The sequence below is a fragment of the Qipengyuania sp. MTN3-11 genome, assembly GCF_042851825.1.
Classification (GTDB): Bacteria; Pseudomonadota; Alphaproteobacteria; order Sphingomonadales; family Sphingomonadaceae; genus Qipengyuania.
Window position 1 is genome coordinate 1,360,766 of the sequence record NZ_BTGM01000001.1, and the last position, 26,491, is coordinate 1,387,256.

Consider the following 26,491-nt stretch of genomic DNA (forward strand, 5'->3'; position numbering starts at 1 on the left):
GTGCGTGAGGATCAGGCGAGTTCCTTCAGCATCGCATCGAGCGTGGTGCCGAGCTCGCTGGGGGACGGGGAAACGCGGATGCCCGCATCTTCCATCGCCGCGATTTTGTCGTCCGCGCCGCCCTGGCCGCCCGAGACGATCGCCCCGGCATGGCCCATGCGGCGGCCCGGAGGCGCGGTGCGGCCGGCGATGAAGCCGACCATCGGCTTGCGACGGCCCTTGGCGGCCTGTTCCTTGATGAAGGCGGCGGCCTCTTCCTCGGCGCTGCCGCCGATTTCGCCGATCATGATGATCGACTTGGTCGCATCGTCATCGAGGAACATGTCGAGCACGTCGATGAAATTGGTGCCGTTGACCGGATCGCCGCCGATGCCGACCGCGGTGGTCTGGCCCAGGCCCACCTGCGTGGTCTGGTGCACGGCTTCGTAGGTCAGCGTGCCCGAACGGCTGACGACGCCGACCGAACCCTTCTTGAAGATCGAGCCGGGCATGATGCCGATCTTGCACTCGCCCGGGGTCAGCACGCCCGGACAGTTCGGGCCGATCAAGCGGCTCTTCGTGCCTTCGAGCGCGGCCTTGACCCGCACCATGTCGAGCACCGGAATGCCCTCGGTGATGGTCACGATCAGCGGGATCTCCGCATCGATCGCCTCGCAGATCGCATCCGCGGCGAAGGGCGGCGGCACGTAGATCACCGAGGCATCGGCCCCGGTCGCCTCCTTGGCCTCGCGCACGGTGTTGAAGTTCGGGAGGCCGAGATGCGTCGTCCCGCCTTTGCCCGGCGTGACACCCGCGACCATCTGCGTCCCGTAATCGAGCGCCTGCTGCGTGTGGAAGGTGCCGGTGTCGCCGGTCATCCCCTGAGTGATGACCTTGGTGTTCTTGTCTACGAGGATGCTCATGCTCTAGTCCTTGTTCCGTCATGCCAGCGCAAGCTGGCATCTCTTGCCGCGCGAGACCCCGACTTGAGCCGGGGTGACGGCTCTCATTTCAGGCTTTCGTCCAGCCCCTTGCACGCCTCGAGCAGTTCCTCGACCGCGTCGGTCGAGACCTTGAAATTGCTCTTTTCCTCGTCCGACAGCTCGATCTCGATCACGTCCTCGATGCCATTCGCGCCGATCACCGCCGGGACGCCCACGTACAGCCCGTCGAGGCCGTACTTGCCTTCGACAAAGGCGGCACAGGGAAGGACGCGCTTCTGGTCGCCGAGATAGGCTTCGGCCATCGCGATGGCGCTGGTCGCAGGGGCGTAATAGGCGCTGCCGTTGCCGAGCAGCTGAACGATCTCGCCGCCGCCGCCACGGGTGCGCTTGACGATCTCGTCGATGCGGGTCTCGGAAACGCCCTTGATCTTGGCGAAGTCGTTCACCGGAATGCCGTTGATCGTGGTGTAGCTGGTCACGGGCACCATGGTGTCGCCGTGGCCGCCCAGGACGAAGGCGTTGACGTCGCGGGTCGAGACGCCGAACTCCCAGGCGAGGAAGGTCGCGAAGCGCGCGCTGTCGAGCACGCCCGCCATGCCGACCACCTTCTCGTGCGGCAGGCCGGAAAATTCGCGCAGCGCCCAGACCATCGCGTCGAGGGGGTTGGTGATGCAGATCACGAAGGCGTCGGGGCAGTTGTTCTTGATGCCTTCGCCGACTGCCTTCATCACTTTCAGATTGATGCCCAGCAGGTCGTCGCGGCTCATGCCCGGCTTGCGCGGCACGCCGGCGGTGACGATCACCACGTCGGCCCCGGCGATGTCGGCATAATCATTGGTGCCGGTGATCTTCGCGTCGAAACCCTCGATCGGGCCGCACTGGCTGAGGTCGAGCGCCTTACCCTGCGGCATTCCTTCGGCGATGTCGAAAAGGACGATGTCGCCCATTTCCTTCTTCGCGGCGAGATGGGCGAGCGTGCCGCCGATCATCCCGGCGCCGATTAGCGCGATCTTCTTGCGTCCTGGGTTCTGGGCCATGAGAGCGGGTCTTGTCCTTGTGCCTGTCGCGGGACCGGTGTGACCTTCAAGCCGGTGGCGCGCTCCCTGTCCCGCAAGGATGATCGTGCCGGGCATTTGCGTGGAGGCGAACTAGGCCGAGGTCGGCCCGATTGCAACCGCCATTAGCCGCGCAAATCCAACAATCTTTGCAATTGGTTCGCAGTTGCAAGAACACGTTGCAATCTGTCTCGATAAAGGTCGCTCGCAAGGTCCGACCGGTTGCGGACGATCTGCCGTCCGGCGCGGAAATTATCCGACGATACGGGCTGGGCTGTCCTGGTCGCGCTCCTGCGCCAAGAGCATGGCGGCGAGATAGTCGGGCACCGCCCGACTGAAGTAATAGCCCTGTCCAAGGTTGCACCCTGCCTCGCGCACCGCGGAGACCTGTTCGATCGTCTCGAGACCTTCCGCCACGATGTCCATGTCCAGCGTCGCCGCCATCTGGCTGACCGCGCGGATGATCGCGTCGCTCTTCCTGCCGACATTCGGTCCGGAAACGAAACTGCGGTCGACCTTGATCTTCGAGAAGGGCCATTTGTTGATGTAGCCGAGCGAGGAATAACCGGTGCCGAAATCGTCGAGCGCGAAGCGCACGCCGACCGCGGACAGTTCCTCGATGAAGGAACCGACGGTCGGACTGTCCTCCATGAACAGCGTTTCGGTCACTTCGAGCTCGAGCCGCCGCGGGTCGAGCCCGGCATCGCGCAGCGCATTGAGGATGCCCAGCGCCGCTCCCGGAGCCTTGATCTGCAGGGGAGAAAGGTTGACCGCGAGGGTGATGTCCGCCGGCCATTGCGCGGCCGCCCGGGCCGCCTGCGCGGTGATCCAGTTGCCCAGGGTCACGATGGCGCCGGTCTCTTCGGCGACGGGGATGAATTCGTCCGGCCGCAACTCACCCTTTTCCGGATGGAACCAGCGCACCAGAGCCTCGAAGGCGCGAATCCGTCCGGTGGAAAGATCGACGATGGGCTGGAAAAAGATCGACAGCTCGTCGCGTTGCAGCGCCGCGCGCAGCTCCGCCTCGATTTCCCTGCGGCGAACCAGATCGCGGGTCATCGACTTGTCGAAGAAGGCCATCTGGTTCTTGCCGTTGGCCTTGGCGTGATAGAGCGCGAGATCGGCGTGCTGCATCAGCGATTCCGCATCCTCGCCGTCGTCCGGCAGGGCGGCGATGCCGACGGAGGCTTTCACTTCCAGCCGCTCGTTGTCGAGCCGGATGGGGCGGTTGATCTCGCTCAGGATCCGCGTCGCGATCTTCTCGCAAGCACGCTTGTTCTCGACCTCGCACAGCATCACGAATTCGTCGCCGCCGAACCGGGCCACGGCTCCGCCGGCGGGATTGATCTCGCGCAGGCGGGAGGCGATCTCCCCCAGCACACGGTCGCCGGTCTGATGCCCGAGCAGATCGTTCACCTCCTTGAACCGGTCGATGTCGATCCAGAACATGCCGAGGGACTTGCTCCCGCGGTCGGTGATCGCTTCGAGCAGGCAATGGTTGAGCCCGGCACGATTGGCGAGGCCGGTGACCACGTCGGTCCGCGCAAGCTCCTGCATGCGTTCGGCAAGCCGGCGGCTCTCCTCCGCCGAAGAGATCGAATCCCGCAGTACCTTGAAGACGTTGATGGTGATGCTCGCCATGGCCGGCAGCAGCAGGACCATGTTGACGACGAGGAGGTACATCGCCAGCCCGCCGATCCACAGGCAGGCGGCCATCACCGGCAGGCAGACCCAGATCAACTGACCGAGCGCGATGACCGGCCGACCGGCATTGCGCGCGCAGATGCCGACGCCGTAGCAGGTCGCATTGGCCACCATCAGCAGCTCGATCCCCGCCGGCAGCTCCATCACCATGGTCGCCGCCGCGATCAGTCCGAGCATGCCCGAATAGAGGAAGGCGCCGATCTCGTAGACAATCTCGAGCGTCTGGGTATCGGCCCTGCTGCCGCCCTTGGGCAGTCTGAGAGCCAGCGAAACACGGGCGATCGCAACCACCGCCAGAATGACGGAGAAGATGTAGAGCAGCCGCTCGCCGCTGAGATAGGCGGCGGCGAGGCTCGAAACGATGCCGTTGACTGCGCCGATCGCCAGACTGCTGGGCTGGGTGTAAAGCGTGCGGACGAGCAGGTCCCTGACGCGGTCGGTGAGCGCCTCGTCGCCGTCTTCGGGCAGGTGGAGCGGTACCGGCTCCGTGGTGTGGTGACGCTCGGCCATCCTCACCCTATTCGCCGACAACCGTCGAGATTTGGTTAATGGCGGGGTCGCGACCAACCCCAGAAAAGGCGATTTGCCTAAGTTTCAGCGTGTTAACGAATGTCCGCCGCCCGCTCTATCTGCGCGGCCATGCGGCGGTCGAGCGCACGGCAGACCCCCAGCCACCATTCGTAGGACTGCCGGTCGTCGGCGAAGAATGCGCTTTCGGCCTGCTTGCGGGCCTCGCGCGCGGCACCGAGGCCGTGTTCGGCGAATTGCCGCAGCGCTGCCTTCAGCATCAGGTCCTGTTTCTCGAGGCCGAAGGTATCGCCGGGGGCGCAATTGTCGTTCGCAGCACGGGCGTGCGCCTTGCGCGCCAGCGCTCGTGCGATCGGGGAGCTGGCGGGCGAACGAGCGGCGGCAAAATGAACGGACATATCGGGGCGACTCCGAAGCGGGTGGTCAGATCGACCGCCGGACGGCTAGCCGTGCACGCGCTAAGGCTTGGTTCCGCAGCAGGGTTATGAAAGCGTAAAGCTTTTCGCGCTCACGACGACCCAGCCGCGAGGCAGCGCCGGATCAGCTGCCCGGCTTGTTCAGCCAGCGCCCGCTGCGGGCGTATTCGGGGCGCACCTGTCCGCCGCCGGGCAGCCGGTCGGTGACGGCCGGAGGCGCGGTGGGGGAGGCCCCCGCTCCTGCAGCGGGCTCGACCGCCTCGGGCGTCGCGGCAAGGGGCACGGCGGTATCGCGAAAGACCGGCGGCTGGGCCGGGGCGGCGGCGAAGATTTCGGGTTCGCGAGGGCGCGGAGCGGCCAGGGGCTCGCCTCCACGATAGGAGATCGAGAAGGCATCGGCCCGGCCCGCGCGGCCCTTCCAGCGATAGAAGCGATGCGCCCCGATCGAGCCGATCATGTCGAGGCTGGAAGCCCAGTAGGGATTGACCGCGTGGGTGTGATAATGGGTCGCGGTGCCGACGGGGGTGAAGACGTCGCCCGCCAGTGCCGAAAGCGCGACCGATTGTGCCACCGCCCAGCCGCGCCGCGAAGGCGTGCGCGCCAGGCTGCCGTCGCAGGTGAAGGTGAACTGGCACCCGGTGCGCCGTTCCGAACCCTGGAACACTACGCCGCAGACGCTGGCGGGATAGGCGGGGTGCGCCACGCGGTTGAGCACCACCTGCGCCACCGCGCGCTGGCCCTCGTAGCTCTCGCTCGCCGCTTCGTAATAGACCGCCATCGACAGGCACTGCAGCGCCCGCGCCTTGTCGAGCCCGCTGCCCGCGCTCTGGAAGGCCGGTGCGGCAAGGCCGGTGGTCTCGGGATCGTGCGCGGTGGCGAACGTGATCGTCTCGCCGCCACTCGAAGTTGCGGCGCTGCGCAGTTCCTCGACGTCGAAGGCGAGCCGCGGGGTTTCCTCGACCCAGTAGAAGGCCGATCCGGGAAAGCTCTGGCCTGCGGTCTCGAACGGCATCGGCGAGAGCGCGGCGGTCTCGTCCTCCAGGCCCATCAGGCTGCGCCAGGTGCCGCTCTGCGCCACGGTCGGTACTGTCGCCGCCACCAGCAGCGCGCCGAGCGCGGCGATCCGCAGCCGCCGCGCCTTGCGGGCTTCGGCGCGTTGCTGGCGGCGCTGCGCGATTCGGATGGAAGCGTCGGTCATGGCGTGCGAGGCGGCGTTCATAGCCGTGCTATTCTTTCCTTACCACTAATCCTCGCTCCCCGCGCAGCTCCCGCCGCCATGGTCCCGGAGCGGGACAGACCGCTTGCCGCGGCACGAAGGCGACGATATGGGCGCCGCAGGACACGGGTTGGTGCTGCGTCCGGCGAAGGCCGGGCCGGCGCCCTAAGAGGGAAGGAGGTGGAGCCTTGCGCTCCGTAAATGCCTCCGCTGCCCCCGCAACTGTGACCGGGGAGTCGTCCCGCCGATATGCCACTGCCCCTCGCCGGGGCGGGAAGGCGGCGGGAGGGCGTAGATCCGGGAGCCAGGAGACCTGCCCGAGTCCGTCGTTCGGCCGCGGGCGGGGTGTACCGATGGCAAACGGGCGAGCGCATGAATTCGCGCTCCCTCCGTCATGAGCGGCGTTCGTTCGTGATAGGAGGTTTTATGTACAAACGACTGCTTTTGCTTACCGTTTTTGCTTTGCCCGCTGCGGCCCAGGCGCAGGAGAGGTCCGCGCCCGAAGACGAGATCGACACGATCACGGTCACCGCGACGGGTCTGGCAACCGATATCGCCAACACCGGCCAGGCGGTTGCGATCGTCGACAGCGAGGAAATCGATGCGGTGCAGGGCGCCGATCCGATCCGCATCCTCAGGCGGCTCCCTGGGGTGAACACGGTCCGCAGCGGTCCGGTCGGCGCGCAGACCAGCGTCTTCGTTCGCGGTGCCGCCAACGAGCAATTGCTGGTTCTGATCGACGGGGTCCGTGTTGCCGACCCCGCTTCGCCCTCGGGCGGCTACGATTTCGGCAATCTGCTGGCGACCGGGGTCGGCAAGTTCGACCTCCTGCGCGGGTCCAACTCGACCATCTGGGGATCGGACGCGATCGGCGGCGTGCTCGACATCTCGACCCGCGGCGCTCCGGGCTTGTCCGGAAGCCTCGAATACGGCGCGCGCGACACGCTGACCGCCAATGCCACCGGCGGGGTCTCGGGCGACAGTTATTACGCGGGCCTCAGCGCCAACTGGTTCCGAACCGACGGCTTCTCGGCCGCCGCGGGCGGCACCGAACCCGACGGTTTCGAGCAGTTCTCTCTCGGCGGCTCGGGCTTCCTCGATCTCACCCCGGCGCTCGAGCTTTTCGTCAACGGCCGCTATGCGGCCGGCGAGCTCGACATCGACGGGTTTCCGGCCCCTGCCTTCGCGCTCGCCGACACGGCCGAGACCCAGGAGACCGAGCAATATTCAGGCGCGGTCGGCCTCAATTATTACGGTCAGGACCTTACCCTCAGGGCGTCCTACTCGCTCTCCGATACCGAGCGCGAGAATTTCGACCGCACCGTCAGCGACGTGCCGAGCTTCACCAGCGACGGCCATTCGGACCGCGTGTCGCTGCGCGGCGAATACCGGCTGATCGGCGGGCTCACCGTCGCCGCCGGGGGCGAACGCGAATGGACCTCCTACGAGACCGCTTCCGACGCCCGGGCGGAGACTGCCATCACCGGCGGCTACGTCCAGCTCGGCTGGGTGCTCGGCGGGCTCGCCGCGCATGTCGGCGGGCGGATCGACGACCACGAGCGCTTCGGCAGCGAGGCGAGTTTCGGCGGCGATCTCAGCTATGCGCTGGGCGGCGGCTGGCGCGCCCGCGCGAGCGTGGGCGAAGGGTTCAAGGCTCCGACCCTGTTCCAGCTCTTCTCCGATTTCGGCAACCGCAACCTCCAGCCCGAACGCAGCACCAGCTACGATCTCGGGATCGAGCGCGGATCGCGAGGGGAAGGGCTGCACCTTGCCGCCACCGCCTTTCGCCGCGACAGCGAGGATCTGATCGCCTTCGTGTCCTGCTTCGGCTCGGCCGATCCGATCTGCATCGGCCGCCCTTTCGGCACCTACGACAATGTCGCCCGCGCCCGGGCGCAGGGTCTGGAATTCGAGGCCGGGGCCGATCTGCTGCCCGGCCTGCGCCTGTCGGCGGCGGCCACCGTGCTCGATGCGGAAAACCGGATCAGCGACAACGACCTCGCACGGCGGCCGAACTTTTTCGCCACGATCTTCGCCGATTACGCGACATCCTTCGGGCTGAATCTCGGCGCGGACCTGCGCCTCGTCGGCGACAGTTTCGAGAATGCGACGAACACGATCAAACTCGATGGCTACGAGGTCCTGGACCTGCGCGCATCCTTCGACGTGACCGATCGGTTCGAACTCTTCGGCCGGGTCGAGAACGTCTTCGATGCGGATTACCAGACTGCCGCCGGCTACGGGACCGCGGGGCGGGGCGCGTTCCTCGGGGTGAGGGCGCGGATGTGATCCGTCTGGCGGCCGCGGCGGTGCTGGCGCTGACCGGCTGCGCCCGGCCCGCCGTGCCGCCGGTGGCATCGCAGGGGGAGGGGCGGCCGACCATCGTCAGCCTCAACCCCTGCACCGATGCGATCCTCGCCGAACTCATGGGACCCGAGCGGCTGCTGGCGATCTCGCACTACAGCCAAGATCCGCGCGCGACCTCGATGGACATCGCCCGGGCGCGCCGGTTCCGTGCCACCGGCGGTACGGTGGAGGAGGTGCTGGCGCTCGATCCCGATGTGGTCGTCGCCAGCAGCTTCCTCGCACCCGCCACCAGGGCAGCCCTGGAGGAACTGGGGATTGCCGTGACCACCGTCGGCATCGCCGCGAGCGTCGACGACAGCATCGCCCAGATACGGCAGCTTGCCGACCTGTCGGGGGAGCAAGCGGCCGGCGAGCGGCTGGCGGCGCGGGTGGCCGCTGCGGCCCGGCCGGTCGCGGGACCGCGCCGGACCGCGGTCTTGTGGCAGGCGGGCGGAATCGTGCCGGGCGGCGATGCGCTGGTCAGCGAATTGCTCGACCGCGCCGGGTTCGACAATCACACCGCCGCGCGGGGCCTCGGGCAGGCGAGCTATCTGCCGCTCGAGCAGGTGCTCGCCGATCCGCCCGACCTGCTGCTGGTCGCGGGGAGCGAGGTGGGGCAGTCCCACCCGGCGCTGGAGCGGGTGCCAGACATGCGCCGCGCGCGTTTCGATCCCTCGCTGGTCTATTGCGGCGGGCCGACGATCATCCGCGCGATGCAGCGGCTGCGCGAATTGCGGCGGACATGACGCGCGCGGTCGCCATTTTCGCGATCCTGCTCGCGATTGCCTTCCCGCTGTCGCTGCTGGCGGGGCGGGTCTGGCTCGAGCCCGCGACCACGCCCAACGCCGCCCTGATCCTTGCCGAACTGCGCCTGCCGCGCTCGATCCTCGCCATGATTGTCGGAGCCGGGCTGGGCGCGGCGGGTGCGGCGATGCAGGGCTATCTGCGCAATCCGCTCGCCGACCCCGGCCTGTTCGGGATCGCGCCCGGCGCGGCGCTGGGCGCGGTGGCGGCGCTGTGGTTCGGCTATGCCGCCGCGCCCTATCTCCTGCCGCTGTTCGCGCTCGCCGGGGCAGGGGGAGCGATGGCGCTGCTCGCCGCGATCGCCGGGCGGACCGGCGGGATCGCCCTGTTCACGCTCGCCGGGCTGATGGTGGCGAGTCTCGCCGGCGCGCTCACCGCACTGGCGATCAGCCTTGCGCCCAATGCCTTCGCCATGTCGGAGATCGTCATGTGGCTCAACGGCGCGCTGACCGACCGCAGCTGGCGCGAGGTTGAGATCGCCGCCCCGCTGGTAGCGGGCGGGATTGCGGTGCTGTGGATCGCCGGACGCTCGCTCGACGCGCTGACGCTTGGGGAAGCGGTCGCCCGTTCGCTCGGGGTCGATCCCAGCCGCCTGCTGTGGCTGCTGGTGGTCGGCATCGGGCTCACCGTCGGCGCGAGCGTGGCGGTGGCGGGGATCATCGGCTTCGTCGGGCTGATCGTCCCGCACCTCGTGCGCCCGCTGACCGATCGGCGGCCGTCGCGGCTGATCCTCCCCAGCGCGCTCGCCGGGGCGCTGTTGCTGCTGGTGGCAGACAGCGCGGTCCGGGTGCTGCCGCTGGTCACCGAACTCCGGCTCGGCATCGCGCTCAGCCTGCTCGGCGCTCCTTTCTTCCTGTGGCTGCTGCTGCGGATGCGGCGGGGAGAGTTGTGATGCTGGCGGCGAAGGAATTTGCGCTGAGTGGACGCCTGGATGGCGTTTCGCTGGACCTGGAGCGAGGCGGGATCACCGCGATCTGCGGCCCCAACGGCGCGGGCAAATCGAGTCTGCTGCAATCTCTCGCCGGCCTGCTGCCTCCCGACCGGGGGGAGGTGCTGCTCGGTGGCACCGATCTCGCCCGGCTCGATCCCAAGGCACGCGGGCGCCGGATCGGCTACCTCCCGCAGCAGCCGGAGATCGCCTGGGACGTGCCGGTCGAAAGCCTCGTCGCGCTGGGGCGGATGCCGCATGGCGATGCCGATCCGGCCCCTGTGGATGCGGCGCTGCGCGCGCTGAATCTGGACGATTTCCGCAAGCGGCGTGCGCAGTCCCTGTCGGGCGGAGAAACGGCCCGGGTCCTGCTGGCGCGGGTGCTGGCCGGTCAGCCCGACTGGATCCTCGCCGACGAGCCTTTCGCCGCGCTTGATCTGGCGCACCAGCACGCGCTGATAGGCCATCTGCGTTCGGCGGCCGATGCCGGCGCGGGTGTGGTTCTGGTGCTGCACGACCTCGCGCTGGCGATGAACCATGCCGACCGGGTGGTGGTCCTCGACCGGGGCACGGTGGCGGCCGACGGCCTTGCGGAGCGGGCGCTGGCCGAGGATGTGATCCACAAGGTGTGGGCCATCGACATGGAATGGATCGGAAAGGACGGGGCGCGGGCACTGATCCGGCGTTTGCCGGTTTGATGCTCATGGCCGACCGATCCATTACCGAACGCTGGTTCGAACTCACCCGCGACCAAATGCCCTATCTGGCGGACAAACGCGGCTGGCCGGTGCGCGAGGATCACTGCTTCCAGCGCATCCTGCTCGACAATGCCGTGGGCGGCCACTGGGCCGACGAGATCCCCGCGCCGGCCTATCTCAACGCGCCCGACGACCTGCTCGAACGCGCCATCGCGCTGGGCGAGGCGGCGGTGGCGGGCGAGGAGGACCTCGCCGAACTCAACCGCAATTCGCTCGCCTGGCGCGGCAGGTAGAAGCGAACGAGCGTCCGAGCGGCCAGGCCGTCCGGACGCCGATCGCAACGTTCAGTTCTCGCCGGGACCCGTCCCGGTGGTGTCCGCGGGCAGCGCGCCGTCGGAGGCTTCCGCTCCGCTTCCCTGCTGGCTGCCTTCCCCGCCGATCAGGCCGAGCGCGGCCAGCATGTACCGCACGTTCGGGTCGCGACTGGCGAAATTGCGGTACATTTCGTTGTAGTCCATCGTTCCGCCGCGGCTGAGCACGGTCTCGCGGTAATGGTCGCCGTTCGCCCGCGTCAGGCCGCCGTTCTCCAGGAACCAGTTGCGGCTGTCGTGATCCAGCATCTGCGTCCACAGATAGCTGTAATAGCCCGCGCTGTAGCCCGCCGGGCCCGAGAAGATGTGGTTGAAATAGCTCGTGCGGTAGCGCGGCGGCACCAGCTCGACCTCGAGGCCCAGTTCGGAGAGCGCGCGCGCCTGGTAGTCCGAGACCTCCTGCGGCGTATCGATCGCGCCCGCCTGTTCGGCGGAAAGCGCGTGCCACTTCATGTCGAGCAGCGCCGCCTCCAGCACTTCGCCGAAATCGTAGCCCTGGTTGAACTTGCTCGCCGCCTCGATCTTCTCGACCAGTGCGGTGGGGATCGTCTCGCCGGTCTCGTGATGCTTGGCGTAATTCCTGAGCACCTCGGGATAGGTCACCCACATCTCGTGGACCTGGCTCGGATATTCGACGAAGTCGCGCGCCGTCGCCGTGCCCGACAGGCTCGGATATTTCTGGTCGGCGAAGAAGCCGTGCAGCGCGTGGCCGAACTCGTGGAACATCGTGTTGACGTTGTCGAAGCTGACCAGCTGCGGTTCACCCGCGGGTGCCTTGGGGATGTTCAGGACGTTGTAGATGACCGGCTTGTTGTCCCACAGATAGCTCTGCTCGACGAAATTGCTCATCCAGGCACCGCCCCGCTTGGACGGGCGCTGGAACGGGTCGAAATAGAACAGGCCGAGTTCGGACCCGTCCGCATCGAAGACGGTGTAGGTCCAAACGTCCGGGTGATAGGTCGGGATGTCGGTGCGGCGCTCGAAGTTCAGGCCGTAGAGCTTGTTGGCCATGTAGAAGACACCGTCCTCCAGCACCTTTTCCAGCTGGAAATACTGCATCACCGCATCGTCGTCGACATCGTAGCGCTCGGCCTTGACCATGTTGGCATAGCGGTACCAGTCCCAGGGTTTGACGTCGAAATTGCCGCCTTCCTCGCGGATCTTCTCGTTCAGCACCTCCGCCTCGCGCCGCTGGGTGGCGGCAAGCGCGGGGACCATCTGTCCCATGAAGTCGAGCGCGGCCTGCGGCGATTCCACCATCCGGTCGTACATGGTGTAGCTCGCCCAGTCGGGCTCGCCGAACAGCGCGGCTTTTTCGGCGCGCAGCGCGGCGATCCGGGCGACCAGCGGCCTGGTGTCGATCGCGGTGGTCCCGTCGGCACGGTGGTAGCTGGCGTTGAACAGCTTCTCGCGCGCGGCGCGGTTCTCCATGCTCGGCAACAGCGGCTGCTGCGTGGTGTTCTGCAGCGCGATGGCGAACTTGCCCGGCTGGCCCTTCTCGGCGGCAAAGTCGGCGGCGGACTTGATGTCCGCATCGGACAGGCCGGCGAGTTCAGCCCGGCTGTCGAAGAACACCGGCTGTTCGGCCATGGCGTCGCGCGCCTGCTGCGCGAATTCGGTGGTCACGGTCGAAAGCTCGGTGTTGATCGTCTTGACCCGCTCGCGCTGCGCCTGGGTCAGCATCGCGCCGGCGTGGACCATGCTGTCATAGGTGTTCTCGAGCAGCATCGCGTCCTCGGGCGTCATCGCCATCGCGGCGCGGTTGTCGTACACCGCCTTCACCCGCGCGAAGAGTTCCGGATCGAGCGCGATGGCATCGCCGTGAGCAGTGAGCTTGGGGCTGATCTCGGTGTTGATCTCGTCGAGCCGCGGGGTCGTGTTCGAACCCGTCAGCGCGAAGAAGACGGTGCTGACCCGCCCGAGCATCCGCCCCGACTTTTCCAGCGCGACGATCGTGTTGTCGAATGTCGGAGCCGCCGGATTGTCGATGATCGCCTGCACCTCGGCCTTCTGGATGGCCATGCCCTGCTCGAAGGCGGGAATATAGTCGTCTTCCGAGATTTTCGTGAAGTCCGGTGCATGGAACGGCAGCGTGCTTTCGGAGGCGAAATAGCCGGTGCCCTCGGGAATGGCGGCACTTTCAACAGGATCGTCGGTCATCGCCATATTGTCCTGAACGGTTGCGCAGCCCCCCAGAAGTGCGGCGGACGCGACGGTGGCAAGGATCTGGGCCTTCATGGATTGGTCTCCGGTATTGCTGGTGGCACTGCGGCGATCGCGCGCGTGCCGGATGGTTTCATGCATAGGACGGCCTGCTTGAACAGGGGATTGATCGCAAAGGCAAGGGCGCGCTGCCCGTCCGCGGCGGATCGTTCACGTTTCGGGCAGCGGCGTCGTTTCCCGGCGATCCGCCTTGTCGCGTGCGGCCTCGGCCGCGTCGTCGAGCGCTTGCCGGTTGACCGTGACGATGCTGGGCCTTCCGCCCTTCTCGCCGACGACCAGCCACAGCGATCCGAGTTCGAAGAAGGCCCCTTGGTCGGGGACCACGGTGATGTCTTCCAGATCCAGGCGCTCCAGCGTGGCCAGCATCGACGCGTCGAACACCTCGTCGAACAGCTGCTCCACGGTCTCGCGGTCCTCGATCGGGCGGCGCTCGCCGCTCGCGTCGATATACATCAGGGGGATGCCGATCTCCTCGAGCATCCGCGCCTTGTTGCCGCTGCGCGCGGCTTCGCGAATGGCGATGATGGCGGCATCGAACTGGCTGGCCGTGGTTCCGGTGGCGCAGGAGATCGCGCCGCCTTTCACCTGATCGTGGGTACGGTCGAATTCGACCCGGCGTTCTTCCTGTTCGCTCCAGACCATCAGCAGGCAATCGTCCCGCGCGGTTTCCAGCGCCCGCTCGAGATCGACCCGCTTTTCTTGCGCCGAGGTCGCCGGCATCAGCGCCATGGTGTCGTCCTCCGCAACCGGCGAACAGCCGGCGACGGCGGCCGCGAAGCCGAGAGCGAGACAGGTAGTGCGGGACGTGCGGATCATGCTGGCTTCAATTGGTAGCGGACCACGGGCTCGTAAAGGGCGCCGCCGCGGCCGAGGTGGCTTTCGTAGAGCGTGAAGGCCTCGACCGCCCACGGTTCCGATCGCAGATCGCCGTTGCGAGCGATCCACTGACCGATCGGCACCGTCGAGCGGTTGAGGCGGGCGATGGTGACATGCGGGGCGAATTTGCGGGTTTCGGGTGCGCAACCGGCGCGCCGGCACGCACTTTCGACCCGGTCCGCAAGCGCCAGCAGCTCCTTTGACGCCATGACGCCTGCCCACAGCGTGTGCGGTCGCCCGCGTCGCTCGAAATGGCCGACCCCCGCCAAGGCGAGCGTGAAGGATTCCATGCCGATGGTTGCGAGACTTTCGGCGATGTCTTCGGCCAGCGGGCCATCTGCGTCTCCGATGAATCTAAGCGTGAGGTGGAGCTGGTCCTCGCCCTGCCAGTTCGCACCTTCGAGCCCTTCCATCCGGTCGATCAACGCGTCGCGGATACATTCGGGAGGACGTATGGCGACGAACAGCCGATGCGACATGGCAGGGCCTCCTCGCGTTCGTCAGGCGGTGGAGCGAAGCGCACCGCGCGGGTTCTCGTAATGCGCGTCGAGGAAGATTTTCGCCCTGCGGTCGCTGCGGAACTCCAGCCCGCGGGCGACCTCTCCCCCGGCATGGGTGTAGTCGAGTTCGGACGCGATCCGGCGGTAGTCGCCCGACTGCACCGCTGCATTCAGGCGCGGACTCTCGCTCTCCGAGACATTGCCCAATCCGACGTTGTAGACCAGATCGACCAGCGCATCGAATTCGTGCTGGTGAAGCGGAAGATCGCCCACCAACTGCCGGACGCCTTCCTCCGCCTCGATCAGGTCGCCTTCGAGGAAATCGAGCACCTGCTGCTTGTTGACCCGATCCCCGACCCGCAGATTGTCGCCTTCGTCGATCAGATGGCCGACGCCCACGGTGGGATAGCCGGCCACGTCGCGATAAACGACGTAGCGAACGCCTTCCTCCTCGATCAGCGCCTTTTTGAATTTCGCGCTGGCCTTGAGCAACGGTGCCGGCATCCGCTCGCCATGGAAGGCATCGGTCAGTTCGATGGAATTGGGGTCGAGGCTCCCCCGGCTGAACCCCGGTCCGGTGAAGGCGGCGAGCCCGACCGCGCCCGCGGTGAGCAGGGCGGTCGTTGCCTTGCGGCTCGAGATCGACGGCTTGACGTTGAACACCCGTCGCGCAGCATCGCGCGCGCGTTTCAGATCGCTGCGCTGGCGCTTCTTGAGCTCGCGGTCATGCAACCGTCGCGCCTCGCGAAACCTTCGATCGCGGATGGCATTGTCGGCTCTCGGCACGGCGTCGAGAGGCGTGTCGAGGTCTTTCATCATCTGACGAATACGTGCATTGGCCGCCGAAGCAGGCGAATTACTGCCGGGCATTCGTCGATCTTCGGGCGCTTTCTCGCTCGGATTGGATGACATTCTTGCTCGTACCTCGGTAACTTCTGGAGGGCCGTGCCGATTTCGCGCGGTCTGCCGCAATCGAAGCTCGGCTTGGCCCCGGTCTCACCCAAATAACGGACAAGCCGAGCCAAAAGGTCCACGACTCATCGGACGAGGGGGGCGGATCGAAGGCCAATCGCCGTTTGCCTATCAATCTCGGCGTCGGGGGTGGCGGTAGCTGCGAACCGGCCCCATCTGCTTGGCGCAGGTGGGATGAACCCGCCCTTGACACTCCCGAACGAAAGCGGAACACGGAACTTCATGGCACTCACCAAAATCTCGGTTCGCGGCGCGCGGGAGCACAATCTCAAGGGCATCGACATCGACCTGCCCCGCGACTCGCTGATCGTCATCACCGGGCTCTCGGGCTCGGGCAAGTCGAGCTTGGCCTTCGACACCATCTACGCCGAGGGGCAGCGGCGTTACGTCGAGAGCCTGAGCGCCTATGCGCGCCAGTTCCTCGAGATGATGCAGAAGCCCGATGTCGAGCATATCGACGGGCTGAGCCCCGCGATCAGCATCGAGCAGAAGACCACCAGCCGCAATCCGCGCTCGACCGTGGCGACGGTGACCGAGATCTACGACTACATGCGCCTGCTCTGGGCGCGGGTGGGGATTCCCTACAGCCCTGCCACGGGCTTGCCCATCGAAGCTCAGACCGTTTCGAACATGGTCGACAGGGTGATGGCGCTACCCGAGGGGACGCGCCTCTATCTGCTCGCTCCGGTGGTGCGCGGACGCAAGGGCGAATACCGCAAGGAACTCGCCGAATGGCAGAAGGCGGGCTTCACCCGCGTGCGCATCGATGGCGAGATGTATCCGATCGAGGAAGCCCCGGCGCTCGACAAGAAGTTCAAGCACGACATCGAGGTGGTGGTCGACCGGCTGGCGGTGAAGGAAGGGCTGGAAACGCGCCTCGCCGACAGTTTCGAGACCGCGCTGCGGCTGGCCGAAGGGCTCGCCTATGTCGATCTGGCCGACGGCGTGGTGCCGGGGCGCGAGGACGAGGGTGCCAATGGTTCGGGGGTAGGCGGCGCGATGAAAGGCGCGGGTCTGCCGCCCAACCGCATCGTCTTCTCCGAAAAGTTCGCCTGCCCGGTCTCCGGCTTCACCATCGAGGAGATCGAGCCGCGGCTGTTCTCCTTCAACGCGCCGCAGGGCGCCTGCCCGACTTGCGACGGCATCGGCGAAAAGCAGCTGTTCGATCCGCAGCTGGTCGTCCCCAACGAGGCGCTGAGCCTCAAGAAGGGCGCGGTGGTGCCCTGGGCCAAGTCCAACCCGCCGAGCCCCTATTACATGCAGGTGCTCGCCAGCCTCGCCAAGGAATACGGTTTCGCGCTCGACACCGCCTGGCAGGATCTGAGCGAGGAGAACCGCTACATCATCCTCCACGGCACCAAGGGCAAGCGCGTGCCGCTGACCTTCAAGGACGGGCGCAAGCAGTACACCGTCAACAAGCCGTTCGAGGGCGTGATCGGCAATCTCAACCGCCGCCTGCTCCAGACCGAGAGCGCCTGGATGCGCGAGGAGCTAAGCAAGTTCCAGACCGCGCAGCCCTGCGAGACCTGCGGGGGCAAGCGGCTCAACGAGAAGGCGCTGGCGGTGAAGGTTCCGGGGCCGGACGGCCCTACCGACATCGCGACGCCCACGAAGATGAGCGTCAGCGACGCCAGGGCCTGGTTCCTCGCGCTGCCCGACCATCTCGGCGACACCCAGCAGCAGATCGCCCGCGCGATCCTCAAGGAGATCAACGAGCGGCTGGGCTTCCTCGACAACGTCGGTCTCGACTACCTCAACCTCGACCGCACCTCCGGCACGCTGTCGGGCGGAGAGAGCCAGCGCATCCGCCTCGCCAGCCAGATCGGCTCGGGCCTGTCCGGCGTGCTCTACGTCCTCGACGAGCCCAGCATCGGCCTCCACCAGCGCGACAACGACCGGCTGCTCGAAACCCTCAAGCGCCTGCGCGATCTCGGCAACACCGTGATCGTGGTCGAGCATGACGAGGACGCGATCCGCCAGGCGGACCACGTCGTCGACCTCGGACCCGGCGCGGGCGTGCGCGGGGGCGAGGTGGTCGCGCAGGGCACGCTCAAGCAGGTGCTCAAGTCGAAGAAGTCGCTGACCGCCGACTACCTCACCGGCCGCCGCGAAATTGCCGTCCCCGCCACCCGCCGCAAGGGCAACGGCAAAGAGCTCACCGTCCACGGCGCGCGCGCGAACAACCTTCAGAACGTCACCGCCAGCCTCCCGCTCGGCACCTTCGCCTGCGTGACCGGCGTGTCCGGCAGCGGCAAATCGTCCTTCACCATCGACACGCTGTATGCCGCCGCGGCGCGCACGCTCAACGGCGCGCGGGTGATCGCCGGGCCGCACGACAAGGTCACCGGCCTCGAATATTGCGACAAGGTGATCGAGATCGACCAGTCGCCCATCGGCCGCACCCCGCGCTCCAACCCCGCCACCTACACCGGCGCCTTCACCCAGATCCGCGACTGGTTCGCCGGCCTCCCCGAAGCGCAGGCGCGCGGGTACAAGCCGGGGCGCTTCAGCTTCAACGTCAAGGGCGGCCGCTGCGAGGCGTGCCAGGGCGACGGGCTGATCAAGATCGAGATGCACTTCCTGCCCGACGTCTACGTGACCTGCGAGGAATGCCACGGCAAGCGCTACAACCGCGAGACGCTGGAGGTGAAGTTCAAGGGCCTCTCCATCGCCGACGTGCTCGACATGACGATCGAGGATGCGGAGGGCTTCTTCAAGGCCGTCCCCCCCATCCGCGACAAGATGCACATGCTGAACGAGGTGGGGCTGGGCTACGTCAAGGTCGGCCAGCAGGCGACCACGCTGTCGGGCGGCGAGGCGCAGCGGGTGAAGCTCGCCAAGGAACTCTCCAAGCGCAGCACCGGGCAGACGCTCTACATCCTCGACGAGCCCACCACGGGCCTCCATTTCGAGGACGTGCGCAAGCTCCTCGAAGTGCTCCACCGACTGGTCGCCCAGGGCAATTCGGTGGTCGTGATCGAGCACAATCTCGACGTCATCAAGACGGCGGACTTCATCCTCGACCTCGGCCCGGATGGCGGCGTGCGCGGCGGGGAGGTGGTCGCGCAGGGCACGCCGGAAGAGGTCGCGGCGGTGAAGGGCAGCTACACCGGGCAGTACCTCGCGCCGATGCTGGCCAGGGCGGGGGGCGATGCCGGGGCCACGCAGCGCCCCCGCCAGCATCGGCGCGAGGCGGCGGAGTAGCCCGCTACATCCCCGTCCAGGGCGAGACCAGCGCGGTCGCGGCGAAATGGGCGACCACGATCCACAGCAGCACCCCCGCCCAGCGGACCGAGCGGATAAAGGGCAGGGCGAGCAGCGCCACCGACCCGACCACGTTCGCCCATTCCCACACCGCGATCATCCAGGCGGGCGCTGCGGGCTCGGAGTAGTCGCCGAAGGCCGCGCGCGCCATTTCCGCCAGCAGCGCGATGGCGATCACCCCGAACCAGATAAACCGCCGGTGCGCCATGTAATATTCGTCGAAATCGGGCCAGGCCTCGGGCTCCTCGGGCCACAGCGCCGCGCTGATGAGGTAGTACCAGCCGATCACCCCCAGCAGCGCGAGCAGCGAGAGGAAGTTGAGCGGGATCGCCTCCTGCATCTCGAAGATGAACAGCCAGAATGTCGCCTGGTGGCACACCACCACCGTGGCCGAGAGCGGGATCAGCCACCCGATCCGTATCGCGCCGCTGCCCGAACCGCTCGCCAGCCCCGGCTCGCGCCCGTGGCGGATGCGGCTCTTGAGCTTGAACGCACGGACATAGCCCGCCAGCACCTCCGCCATCGCCAGCCCCAGCAACAGCGTGAACAAGCCGAAGGTGATCTCGAATCCGCTCATGGAATGGTGCCCCCTGGTGCCGGGCTAGCGGATGGAGCGGGGGGTGCAAGAGGGTTGGGAAGCTGATCGAGCATAGTCTCGACGCGATCAAGCCTATGGACTACATCCTCGACCTCGGCCCGGATGGCGGCGTGCGGGGCGGGAGGTTGTGGCGCAGGGAACGCCGGAGGAGGTCGCTGCGGTGGAGGGGAGCTATACTGGCCAGTACCTGCGCGCGATGCTGGCGCGGGCCGGGGAGCGGGAGGCGGCGGAGTAGCTGGCGTCACGGACGATAAAGCGAGGAAGGTCAATGCGGTTCTCTTTGGATGCTCGCCCTGAAAACGAGATACTGTCCGACATAAAAGAACTTACGCAAAGTCCCGGCTATGTTCATGCTCTTGCCCACACATCTTGGCGAGATAACTTTATCTTCTACGCTGGAGAAATCACGCCAGAGGATATGGCAAATTCATACGCCCCTAATAGACTACTTCGAACGGAGTTAAATACGCTTCTTGGCTTCATGATTCAGGAGCCTGTCGCAACGACTCTACCTGATCCCACCGTCACACAGGAATACCTCGACCGAACTGAACGATTGATGGAAGAGTTGCACGCTTCATTCAATAAGCCAATGATGGAAATTTTCACTCCCGAACGGCTAAAAAGCGGGGTGCGGCCATTCCATCAGGCGGACATATTAAGGGAGCCCATCTTTTATCGGGGTGAATCAGCCTTCCATTTCCAGTATTCCGAATTCGCGGTCGAGAGATATCGTCAAGACGATAAATGGCTAAAAGATAACGTCGGCTTTACGTCCTCGGACATGAGGCAATTCGAACACGCTGTCTCGCGAATCCAGCATCAAAAGATGATGGAAAAAATGGCTAGTTTACCTGCGACACATCCTAGATTATGGTCTTTTCTCGATGTTTTCAGTTTTACTATCGCTGATCTCGAAGGCGCTTGCTCGTTAGAGGCAAGGACTCTTGAATCTTTTCTAAGCGCCTTTTCCCTTACTCCTGGCAACATAAATCATCAATTTAACGAAATCGGAGATTTCAACCTCGTCAATGCTAAACCGATTATAGCCTTGAACGATAAGACGTTCCTATCACTCCAATTTTACGCTCTGTGCGAAGCATTATACGACTCCCCATTTTATTGGATGTTGGAGGATAAGGAATACAGATCGACGGCTCAGGCCAATCGAGGTCGGTTCACTGAGCAAATAGTAGCAGATAGGTTGGCAGAGGTTTTTGGGAAATCCAATGTCTTCCGGAACGTGAACCTTGAGAGGGGCCGCTCGAACCGCGCGGGTGAAATTGACGTGTTCGTCAAGTTTGGTGACAGGGCGCTGGTCATCCAATGCAAATCAAAAAAGCTCACTTTGGAAGCTCGCAAGGGCAATGATGGACAATTGAAGTCCGACTTCAAAAAGGCGATACAGGAGAGCTACGATCAAGCTCTGGGATGTTCTGAACACATCAAAAGGAAGGACATTCGGCTCGTCTCAAGTGAGGGAGAGGAAATCGAAATTGTCGATTTCAATGAGATTTATCCGTTTTGCATTACTTCCGAAAATTATCCTGCTCTTACCGTGCAGGCGCGAGAGATTCTAAAATACAAAAATGATGATGAAATTATTCAACTCCCTTTTGTTGCTGATGTATTTCTTATCGATGTCATTTGTGAATTTCTAACCTCTCCGCTTTATTTTTTGAGCTATGTCAATCGACGTGTTAACTATCACGAACGACTTACGGTTGTTAGCGAGTTTACAATTCTTGGGTTTCATCTGAAATCCAACCTCTGGATCGATGACGATACCCATTTGCTAGCGCTCGATGACTCCATGGGCATCGATCTTGATACGGCTTTCACCATTAGAAGGAGAGGGATCCCAGGAAAAGCGACTCCAGAGGGAATTCTAACGAGATTGAAAACAACCTATGTCGGGCGCCTCCTCGCCGCAATTGAGCGATCTTCTGAGCCACCTCTCATCGACTTAGGCTTTGCGCTGCTAAAACTCAGTGAGGAAACTTTCGCCGTTATAGAGAACGGCGTTACACAAATTTGCAAACAAACAGAGAGAGATTCCCGACTGCATGACTTCACGGTTACCTTCGGTGATCAGACCGAGGGCCTAACCGTTCATTGCGGAATTGGCTCGTCGCCAGAATCCGCACAGAAATTATTCGATCATTGCGAGCGACGGAAGTATGCAAGCAAAGCCAACCAATGGTTCGGCCTCTCGGTCCGCCATACCGATGGCATGCCTAAATTCGGAGTTAATCTTAAGAGCCGATGGAAACCGGATGAGCGTTTGAGAGAAACAACTAAGGGAATGAATATGATGGGGAATTTGCGCCTGGTTGGACGACAACTGAAGCGCATCAAGGTCGGTCGAAATGAACCCTGCCCATGTGGGAGCGGCATCAAATACAAAAAATGTTGTTTGAAAAACGGGTAGGAAGCTGATCAGCTTTCCTACAGCCCTCCAAATGCCATAAATAGCCCGGTCCACTCCTCCGCATAGGAACCGGACCATGAACGCCCCCGCCGATCTCCCCACGCCCAATCTCCCCGCGCTCCTCGAACAGCTTCCGGAGGGCGACAGCCGCAAGCCGCAGCTCGAATTCACCCTCGCGGTGAAGCGCGAGTTTCTCGAGGCGCTCAGCGTGGTCGGGTCGGTGCGCAGCGCGGCGAAGCGCGCGCGTGTGTCGCATCAGACGGTCTACCGCGCGCGGCGGGCCTGCGCCGCCTTCCGGCGGTGCTGGGACGCGGCACTGCTCCAGGCGTTGCCGCGGGCCGAGGACGTGCTCGCCAGCCGTGCGATCGACGGGGTGGAGGAGACGGTCTATTACCACGGCGAGGAGGTCGCCCGGCGCCGCCGCTACGACCCGCGCCTGCTGCTCGCGCATATCGCCCGGCTCGACAAGCTCGCCGCGCGCGCGGATGTCGCGGCGCTGTCCGACTGCTTCGACGAGGCGCTGGAGGCGCTGGAGCGGGGCGAGCCGCTTCCCGAACCCTCACCAGAAGCCGCGCCCGCAAAATCTTCTCCTGGACCGTGTCACACCCGGTCCATGTCCAACACCCCGGCCGCGCCGGCGGGGGACTGGCCCGACCCGCTCGACGAGGGGACGGGCGACCCGCTGCGCGATGCGATGGAGGAGGCGCGGCCCTGGGGCGAGAAGCTGCCCGCCGACTATCCGGACTCCGATCTGGTCGAGTCGGTGCAGATGGCCGCCTTCGACGGCGGGGTCGAGCAATGGTGGCGGGTGACCGGCGAGGCCGAGCTGGACGCCGCGCTCGATGCGCTGGAGGCGGCGAGTGGGGTGCCGGGGGGAGCGTAGGGCGGGGGTACGTGGCCCCTGGTTGCGCCCCCGGTCGAGCCTCTAGTCGAGCCCCTAGTCGAGCAGCGCGAGCTCCACCGGGCCCGATCCGCGCTGGATCAGGCCGAGCTCGGTCGCGGCGGCGCGGCTCACGTCGATCACGCGGTTGCCGTGGAAGGGGCCGCGGTCGTTGATGGTGACGGTGACGGTGCGGCCGTTCGCCGGGTTGGTCACCCTGACCCTGCTGCCGAAGGGCAGGGTGCGGTGCGCGGCGGTCATCGCGTTCATGTCGAACGCCTCGCCGCTGGCGGTGCGGCGGCCGTGGAACTTGCGGCCGTAATAGGAGGCGGTGCCGCCTTCGATCAGGGTGGCGGCGGGCTCGGCCTCCACCGGCGGCTCGAAGCTGTCGATGTCGACCGCGCGGGGCGGGACGGTGCCTTCGGGCAGCGCGGCGAAGCTGGCGAAGAGCGCGGCGAACTGCCGGTCGCCGGCCTGCTGGGCGATCGCGGCGGCGCTGGTGGCGGCACTGGCGGCGGAATGGGTGTGCGGCGTAGTCTCGGCCATCGCCACCGAGGTCGCCGACAGCGCCAGCGCACCGGCGAGCGCGGTGGTGAGGGACTTGGCGGCGGGCCGCAGATGGGTGCGGGAATACGGACGTTGGGACATGGGACGAACCCCTCCTTGCGTGCCCAGCCTGATACCGGAGGCGGAGCGGGGAGTCCCTAACGCGGAGGGGGATCGCCCCAATCCCGCCACAGTTCGTCGCGCGCGCGGGAACGCTTCGAAACCGGTTGCAGGTGAAACGTGTCGGGAGGGCGACGAATGGAAATGGGGGTGGAAAGGGCACGCGCCGGCCGATTCGCGAGGCCGGGGCGAGTCGCTGCGGGTGAGCCGCGGGGCTAGGGGGCGGACGCAGGTCGAACCGCGATCGCGCAAAGCAAATGGGGCCGGCATTACTGCCGACCCCACTCTCACCGATGCGTGGTCCTGCATCCGAAGATGCGCGGAACTTGGCATCCGATGTTTCCGCCTCCAGCCATCCGGAGATGGTCGCAGGCTTCGTCACCGGCGCTCGCACCGGCATCCGGATCCACCCTCCGGCTGGCCTGGCTCGGTTCCGTGTGGCCGAAGCCATCGGTTTCCTGCCCGGGCCAGCCTTCGACGGGCGGCTCCGCGACCTGGCGTTCCTGGTGGCCGGTGCTTCCGGCGCATCGCGTCCGGTCCGAAGACCTTCATGCGATGCCGCCATCGGCGCTCCGACCGGTCGGCCAGATCCGCTTCGGGACGTTTCGCGCTTCCTTCACCGTTCGCCCTTGCGCGGGGCCGAAGCCCGTTGCAAAGGGTCACTCCAGATGCGCGCGGACAGGTCCCGCAGCGTCATCCGGGTTGGAAATCCCTCGGTTTGTCAGGCTGTTAGGCCCTCGATCCCGAGAAGGTTCGTCACCCTTCCGATGGATTGAGATTGCGACTCCCGGCCCCGGTTTTCAAGCTTCGCAAGCCCGACTTATCCACCTTTCCACGATTCCGCTGTGGACGCGGGTGGATAACTCAACCGCTCGGCGCAAATCAGGCGGGGCGGGTCCGGTCGCGTTGCGCGAGCAGCCGCAAGCGCAGCGCGTTGAGCTTGATGAAGCCCGCCGCATCGGCCTGGTCGTAGGCGCCGGCATCGTCCTCGAAGGTCACATGCGCTTCGGAATAGAGCGAATTCGGGCTCTTGCGTCCTACCACGCTCGCCAGCCCCTTGTAGAGTTTCAGCCGCACGGTCCCGCTGACCTTCTCCTGGCTGAGGTCGATCGCCGCCTGCAGCATCTCGCGCTCGGGGCTGAACCACAGCCCGTTGTAGATGAGCTCGGCATAGCGCGGCATCAGCTCGTCCTTGAGATGCGCCGCACCGCGGTCGAGCGTGATCTGCTCGATCCCGCGGTGCGCGCGGGCGTAGATCTCGCCGCCCGGCGTCTCGTACATGCCGCGGCTCTTCATGCCCACAAAGCGGTTCTCGACGAGGTCGAGCCGGCCGATCCCGTGCCGCCGCCCGAGATCGTTGAGCGCGGCGAGCAAGGAGGCCGGGCTCATCGTCTCTCCGTTCAAAGCGACACCGTCGCCCGTCTCGAAGTCGATGGTGATGTACTCGGGCGTGTCCGGCGCGTCCTCGGGATGATCGGTGCGCGAGTAGACGTAGTCCGGCGTCTCCTCCCACGGATCCTCGAGAACCTTGCCCTCGGACGAGGTGTGGAGGAGGTTGGCATCGGTCGAGAACGGGCTCTCGCCGCGCTTGTCCTTCGGCACGGCGATCTGGTGCTCTTCCGCCCAGGCGATCAGCGCGGTCCGGCTGGTCAGATCCCATTCGCGCCACGGAGCGATGACCTTGATGTCGGGATCGAGCGCATAGGCGCTGAGTTCGAAGCGGACCTGGTCGTTGCCCTTGCCGGTCGCGCCGTGGGCGATGGCGTCGGCCCCGGTCTCATGCGCGATCTCGACCAGCCGCTTCGATATCAGCGGCCGCGCGATCGAAGTGCCGAGCAGATAATCGCCCTCGTAGCGGGCGTTGGCGCGCATCATCGGAAAGACGAAGTCGCGCACGAACTCTTCGCGCAGATCCTCGATGAAGATGTGATTGTCGGGGATGCCCATGGCGCGCGCCTTCTCGCGGGCGGGCTCGATCTCCTCGCCCTGTCCGAGATCGGCGGTGAAGGTCACGACCTCGAGCCCGCGCTCCACCTCCAGCCACTTGGCGATCACGGAAGTGTCCAGGCCGCCGGAATAGGCGAGGACGACGCGCTGGATGTCGGACATGGAATCTACCTCACTGGCTTAGGCCGCGCGGCTAGCAGGGGGGCGCGGCTGCGGCAATCGGGTGCCGGGCCGATTGTGTATGCGTTCCGGTTAGGCGGGTTACGAAGGGGGGCTTCAGCGAAGCTGGCTGTCCTTGCTGCCGCGCCGGTTGATCCCGGACTGACGGACCGCGCCGTCTTGCCCGGTCTGACAGGCGACGCACCGCTTCACTCCCGGCAGCGCCTCGCGCCTCTTCGCCGGGATTTCCTCGCCACATTCGACGCACCAGCGAACGCTTTCACCCACCGGCATGCGCGACCGTGCGGCGCTCACCGCGTCGGAAATCGTATCGTCGATCTGATCTTGTACCGCGCCGTCGCGCGTCCATCCGCCGGCCATGGCAAACTCCTTCCCGGACCCCCGAGATGGGCGCGTGAGCACTCGCTTTCAAGCATCTGTCCGGCACCGGAGCGGGGACACCGCCCCGGCTTCATCATCGCTTGCTCGCGATCGGCCGCGCTGCCAAACATGCGAAGCGCGTCAATCTTAGAAGGGGAGACCCGAAGTGGCAGATGTTGCGACCGTACCGACCGAAGTCGATCCCGCAGACTTCATCGACAGCATCGATCACGAGCGCAGGCGCGACGAGGCGAAACAGCTCGACGCGCTGTTCCGCCGTGCGACGGGGGCGACGCCGGTGATGTGGGGGCCGAGTATCATCGGCTACGGCGATTACCGCACCACCTACGACAGCGGCCGCGAGGTCCACTCGCTGCGATCCGGCTTCAGCCCGCGCAAGGCCAAGCATTCGCTTTATCTGATGGGCGGATACTGCGATCCGGAAACGGGCGAGAAGCACGCGGATTCGCTGGCGCGGCTCGGCAAATACTCGCGCGGCGCGAGCTGCCTGTACGTCAACAAGCTGGCGGATATCGAATTGGACGTGCTCGAAGAGATGGTCCGCAACGACTGGGAAGGCATGAAGCGACGCTACCCGGACTGAG

22 protein-coding genes and 1 riboswitch are annotated in these 26,491 nt (G+C 65.6%); of the genes, 9 read left to right on the plus strand and 13 right to left on the minus strand.

The window, feature by feature from the left end; all coding sequences use genetic code 11:
* Positions 1 to 11: 11 nt before the first annotated feature.
* From sucD to ACGHN1_RS06605, 5 genes are all read right to left on the minus strand, one after another.
* Complete coding sequence (gene sucD / locus ACGHN1_RS06585) at positions 12 to 902, minus strand: succinate--CoA ligase subunit alpha (RefSeq protein ID WP_390549474.1); 891 nt, start codon at positions 900 to 902, stop codon at positions 12 to 14.
* Between the two features lie 83 nt (positions 903 to 985).
* Positions 986 to 1,960, minus strand: a complete 975-nt coding sequence (mdh, locus tag ACGHN1_RS06590; RefSeq protein WP_390549476.1) for a malate dehydrogenase — start codon at positions 1,958 to 1,960, stop codon at positions 986 to 988.
* A 270-nt stretch (positions 1,961 to 2,230) separates the two neighbouring features.
* Positions 2,231 to 4,192, minus strand: a complete 1,962-nt coding sequence (locus ACGHN1_RS06595) for a putative bifunctional diguanylate cyclase/phosphodiesterase (RefSeq protein WP_390549478.1) — start codon at positions 4,190 to 4,192, stop codon at positions 2,231 to 2,233.
* Between the two features lie 92 nt (positions 4,193 to 4,284).
* The gene (locus ACGHN1_RS06600; RefSeq protein ID WP_390549480.1) at positions 4,285 to 4,608 is read right to left on the minus strand and encodes a hypothetical protein; all 324 of its coding nucleotides are present in this window, start codon (positions 4,606 to 4,608) and stop codon (positions 4,285 to 4,287) included.
* Between the two features lie 142 nt (positions 4,609 to 4,750).
* The gene (locus tag ACGHN1_RS06605; protein WP_390549482.1) at positions 4,751 to 5,824 is read right to left on the minus strand and encodes a cell wall hydrolase; all 1,074 of its coding nucleotides are present in this window, start codon (positions 5,822 to 5,824) and stop codon (positions 4,751 to 4,753) included.
* Positions 5,825 to 5,979: 155 nt separating this feature from the next.
* Positions 5,980 to 6,178, plus strand: a riboswitch (cobalamin riboswitch).
* A gap of 90 nt (positions 6,179 to 6,268) precedes the next feature.
* On the opposite strand from ACGHN1_RS06605, the gene ACGHN1_RS06610 reads away from it, so the two are divergent.
* From ACGHN1_RS06610 to ACGHN1_RS06630, 5 genes are read left to right on the plus strand one after another with little or no spacing between them, the layout of a single operon-like run.
* On the plus strand, positions 6,269 to 8,131 hold the full coding sequence (locus tag ACGHN1_RS06610) for a TonB-dependent receptor plug domain-containing protein (RefSeq protein WP_390549484.1): 1,863 nt from the start codon (positions 6,269 to 6,271) through the stop codon (positions 8,129 to 8,131).
* Positions 8,128 to 8,934, plus strand: a complete 807-nt coding sequence (locus ACGHN1_RS06615) for an ABC transporter substrate-binding protein (RefSeq protein WP_390549486.1) — start codon at positions 8,128 to 8,130, stop codon at positions 8,932 to 8,934. The genes ACGHN1_RS06610 and ACGHN1_RS06615 overlap by 4 nt, the downstream gene beginning before the upstream one ends.
* Positions 8,931 to 9,884, plus strand: a complete 954-nt coding sequence (locus tag ACGHN1_RS06620; protein WP_390549487.1) for a FecCD family ABC transporter permease — start codon at positions 8,931 to 8,933, stop codon at positions 9,882 to 9,884. Before ACGHN1_RS06615 ends, ACGHN1_RS06620 begins: the two co-directional genes overlap by 4 nt.
* Positions 9,884 to 10,618 (plus strand): ABC transporter ATP-binding protein, encoded by a 735-nt coding sequence (locus ACGHN1_RS06625; RefSeq protein ID WP_390549489.1) that lies wholly within the window; start codon positions 9,884 to 9,886, stop codon positions 10,616 to 10,618. The genes ACGHN1_RS06620 and ACGHN1_RS06625 overlap by 1 nt, the downstream gene beginning before the upstream one ends.
* Before the next feature lie 5 nt (positions 10,619 to 10,623).
* Entirely contained in the window at positions 10,624 to 10,911 is a 288-nt protein-coding gene (locus ACGHN1_RS06630; RefSeq protein WP_390549491.1) for a GCN5-related N-acetyltransferase, read from the plus strand.
* 51 nt (positions 10,912 to 10,962) lie between these two features.
* On the opposite strand, the gene ACGHN1_RS06635 is transcribed toward ACGHN1_RS06630, so the two are convergent.
* From ACGHN1_RS06635 to ACGHN1_RS06650, 4 genes are all read right to left on the minus strand, one after another.
* Complete coding sequence (locus ACGHN1_RS06635; RefSeq protein ID WP_390549493.1) at positions 10,963 to 13,227, minus strand: M3 family metallopeptidase; 2,265 nt, start codon at positions 13,225 to 13,227, stop codon at positions 10,963 to 10,965.
* Between the two features lie 135 nt (positions 13,228 to 13,362).
* Positions 13,363 to 14,028 (minus strand): hypothetical protein, encoded by a 666-nt coding sequence (locus tag ACGHN1_RS06640; protein WP_390549495.1) that lies wholly within the window; start codon positions 14,026 to 14,028, stop codon positions 13,363 to 13,365.
* Positions 14,025 to 14,567: an RNA 2',3'-cyclic phosphodiesterase gene (gene thpR / locus ACGHN1_RS06645; RefSeq protein ID WP_390549497.1), complete on the minus strand. Its 543-nt coding sequence runs from the start codon at positions 14,565 to 14,567 to the stop codon at positions 14,025 to 14,027. The genes ACGHN1_RS06640 and thpR overlap by 4 nt, the downstream gene beginning before the upstream one ends.
* A 21-nt stretch (positions 14,568 to 14,588) precedes the next feature.
* The gene (locus ACGHN1_RS06650; protein WP_390549499.1) at positions 14,589 to 15,407 is read right to left on the minus strand and encodes a lysozyme; all 819 of its coding nucleotides are present in this window, start codon (positions 15,405 to 15,407) and stop codon (positions 14,589 to 14,591) included.
* 375 nt (positions 15,408 to 15,782) lie between these two features.
* On the opposite strand from ACGHN1_RS06650, the gene uvrA reads away from it, so the two are divergent.
* Entirely contained in the window at positions 15,783 to 18,764 is a 2,982-nt protein-coding gene (uvrA, locus tag ACGHN1_RS06655) for an excinuclease ABC subunit UvrA (protein ID WP_390549501.1), read from the plus strand.
* A gap of 4 nt (positions 18,765 to 18,768) precedes the next feature.
* On the opposite strand, the gene ACGHN1_RS06660 is transcribed toward uvrA, so the two are convergent.
* Positions 18,769 to 19,401, minus strand: coding sequence for a hypothetical protein (locus ACGHN1_RS06660; RefSeq protein WP_390549503.1), 633 nt, complete (start codon positions 19,399 to 19,401; stop codon positions 18,769 to 18,771).
* Positions 19,402 to 19,690: 289 nt separating this feature from the next.
* Between ACGHN1_RS06660 and ACGHN1_RS06665 the strand changes: the two genes are divergently transcribed.
* Both ACGHN1_RS06665 and ACGHN1_RS06670 read left to right on the plus strand, forming a co-directional pair.
* The gene (locus ACGHN1_RS06665; RefSeq protein ID WP_390549505.1) at positions 19,691 to 21,853 is read left to right on the plus strand and encodes an SEC-C metal-binding domain-containing protein; all 2,163 of its coding nucleotides are present in this window, start codon (positions 19,691 to 19,693) and stop codon (positions 21,851 to 21,853) included.
* A 76-nt stretch (positions 21,854 to 21,929) separates the two neighbouring features.
* Complete coding sequence (locus ACGHN1_RS06670; protein ID WP_390549507.1) at positions 21,930 to 22,736, plus strand: hypothetical protein; 807 nt, start codon at positions 21,930 to 21,932, stop codon at positions 22,734 to 22,736.
* Positions 22,737 to 22,790: 54 nt separating this feature from the next.
* Here ACGHN1_RS06670 and ACGHN1_RS06675 read toward each other — a convergent pair whose 3' ends face one another.
* From ACGHN1_RS06675 to ACGHN1_RS06685, 3 genes are all read right to left on the minus strand, one after another.
* Positions 22,791 to 23,381, minus strand: a complete 591-nt coding sequence (locus ACGHN1_RS06675) for a septal ring lytic transglycosylase RlpA family protein (protein WP_390549509.1) — start codon at positions 23,379 to 23,381, stop codon at positions 22,791 to 22,793.
* 900 nt (positions 23,382 to 24,281) lie between these two features.
* Positions 24,282 to 25,508 carry an argininosuccinate synthase gene (locus ACGHN1_RS06680; RefSeq protein ID WP_390549511.1) on the minus strand — a complete coding sequence of 409 codons (1,227 nt, stop codon included), beginning with the start codon at positions 25,506 to 25,508 and terminating at the stop codon, positions 24,282 to 24,284.
* Positions 25,509 to 25,622: 114 nt separating this feature from the next.
* Positions 25,623 to 25,886 (minus strand): DksA/TraR family C4-type zinc finger protein, encoded by a 264-nt coding sequence (locus tag ACGHN1_RS06685; protein WP_390549513.1) that lies wholly within the window; start codon positions 25,884 to 25,886, stop codon positions 25,623 to 25,625.
* A gap of 166 nt (positions 25,887 to 26,052) precedes the next feature.
* Here ACGHN1_RS06685 and ACGHN1_RS06690 point away from each other — a divergent pair, with 166 nt between their 5' ends.
* Complete coding sequence (locus ACGHN1_RS06690) at positions 26,053 to 26,490, plus strand: DUF1801 domain-containing protein (RefSeq protein ID WP_390549515.1); 438 nt, start codon at positions 26,053 to 26,055, stop codon at positions 26,488 to 26,490.
* Position 26,491: the final 1 nt, after the last annotated feature.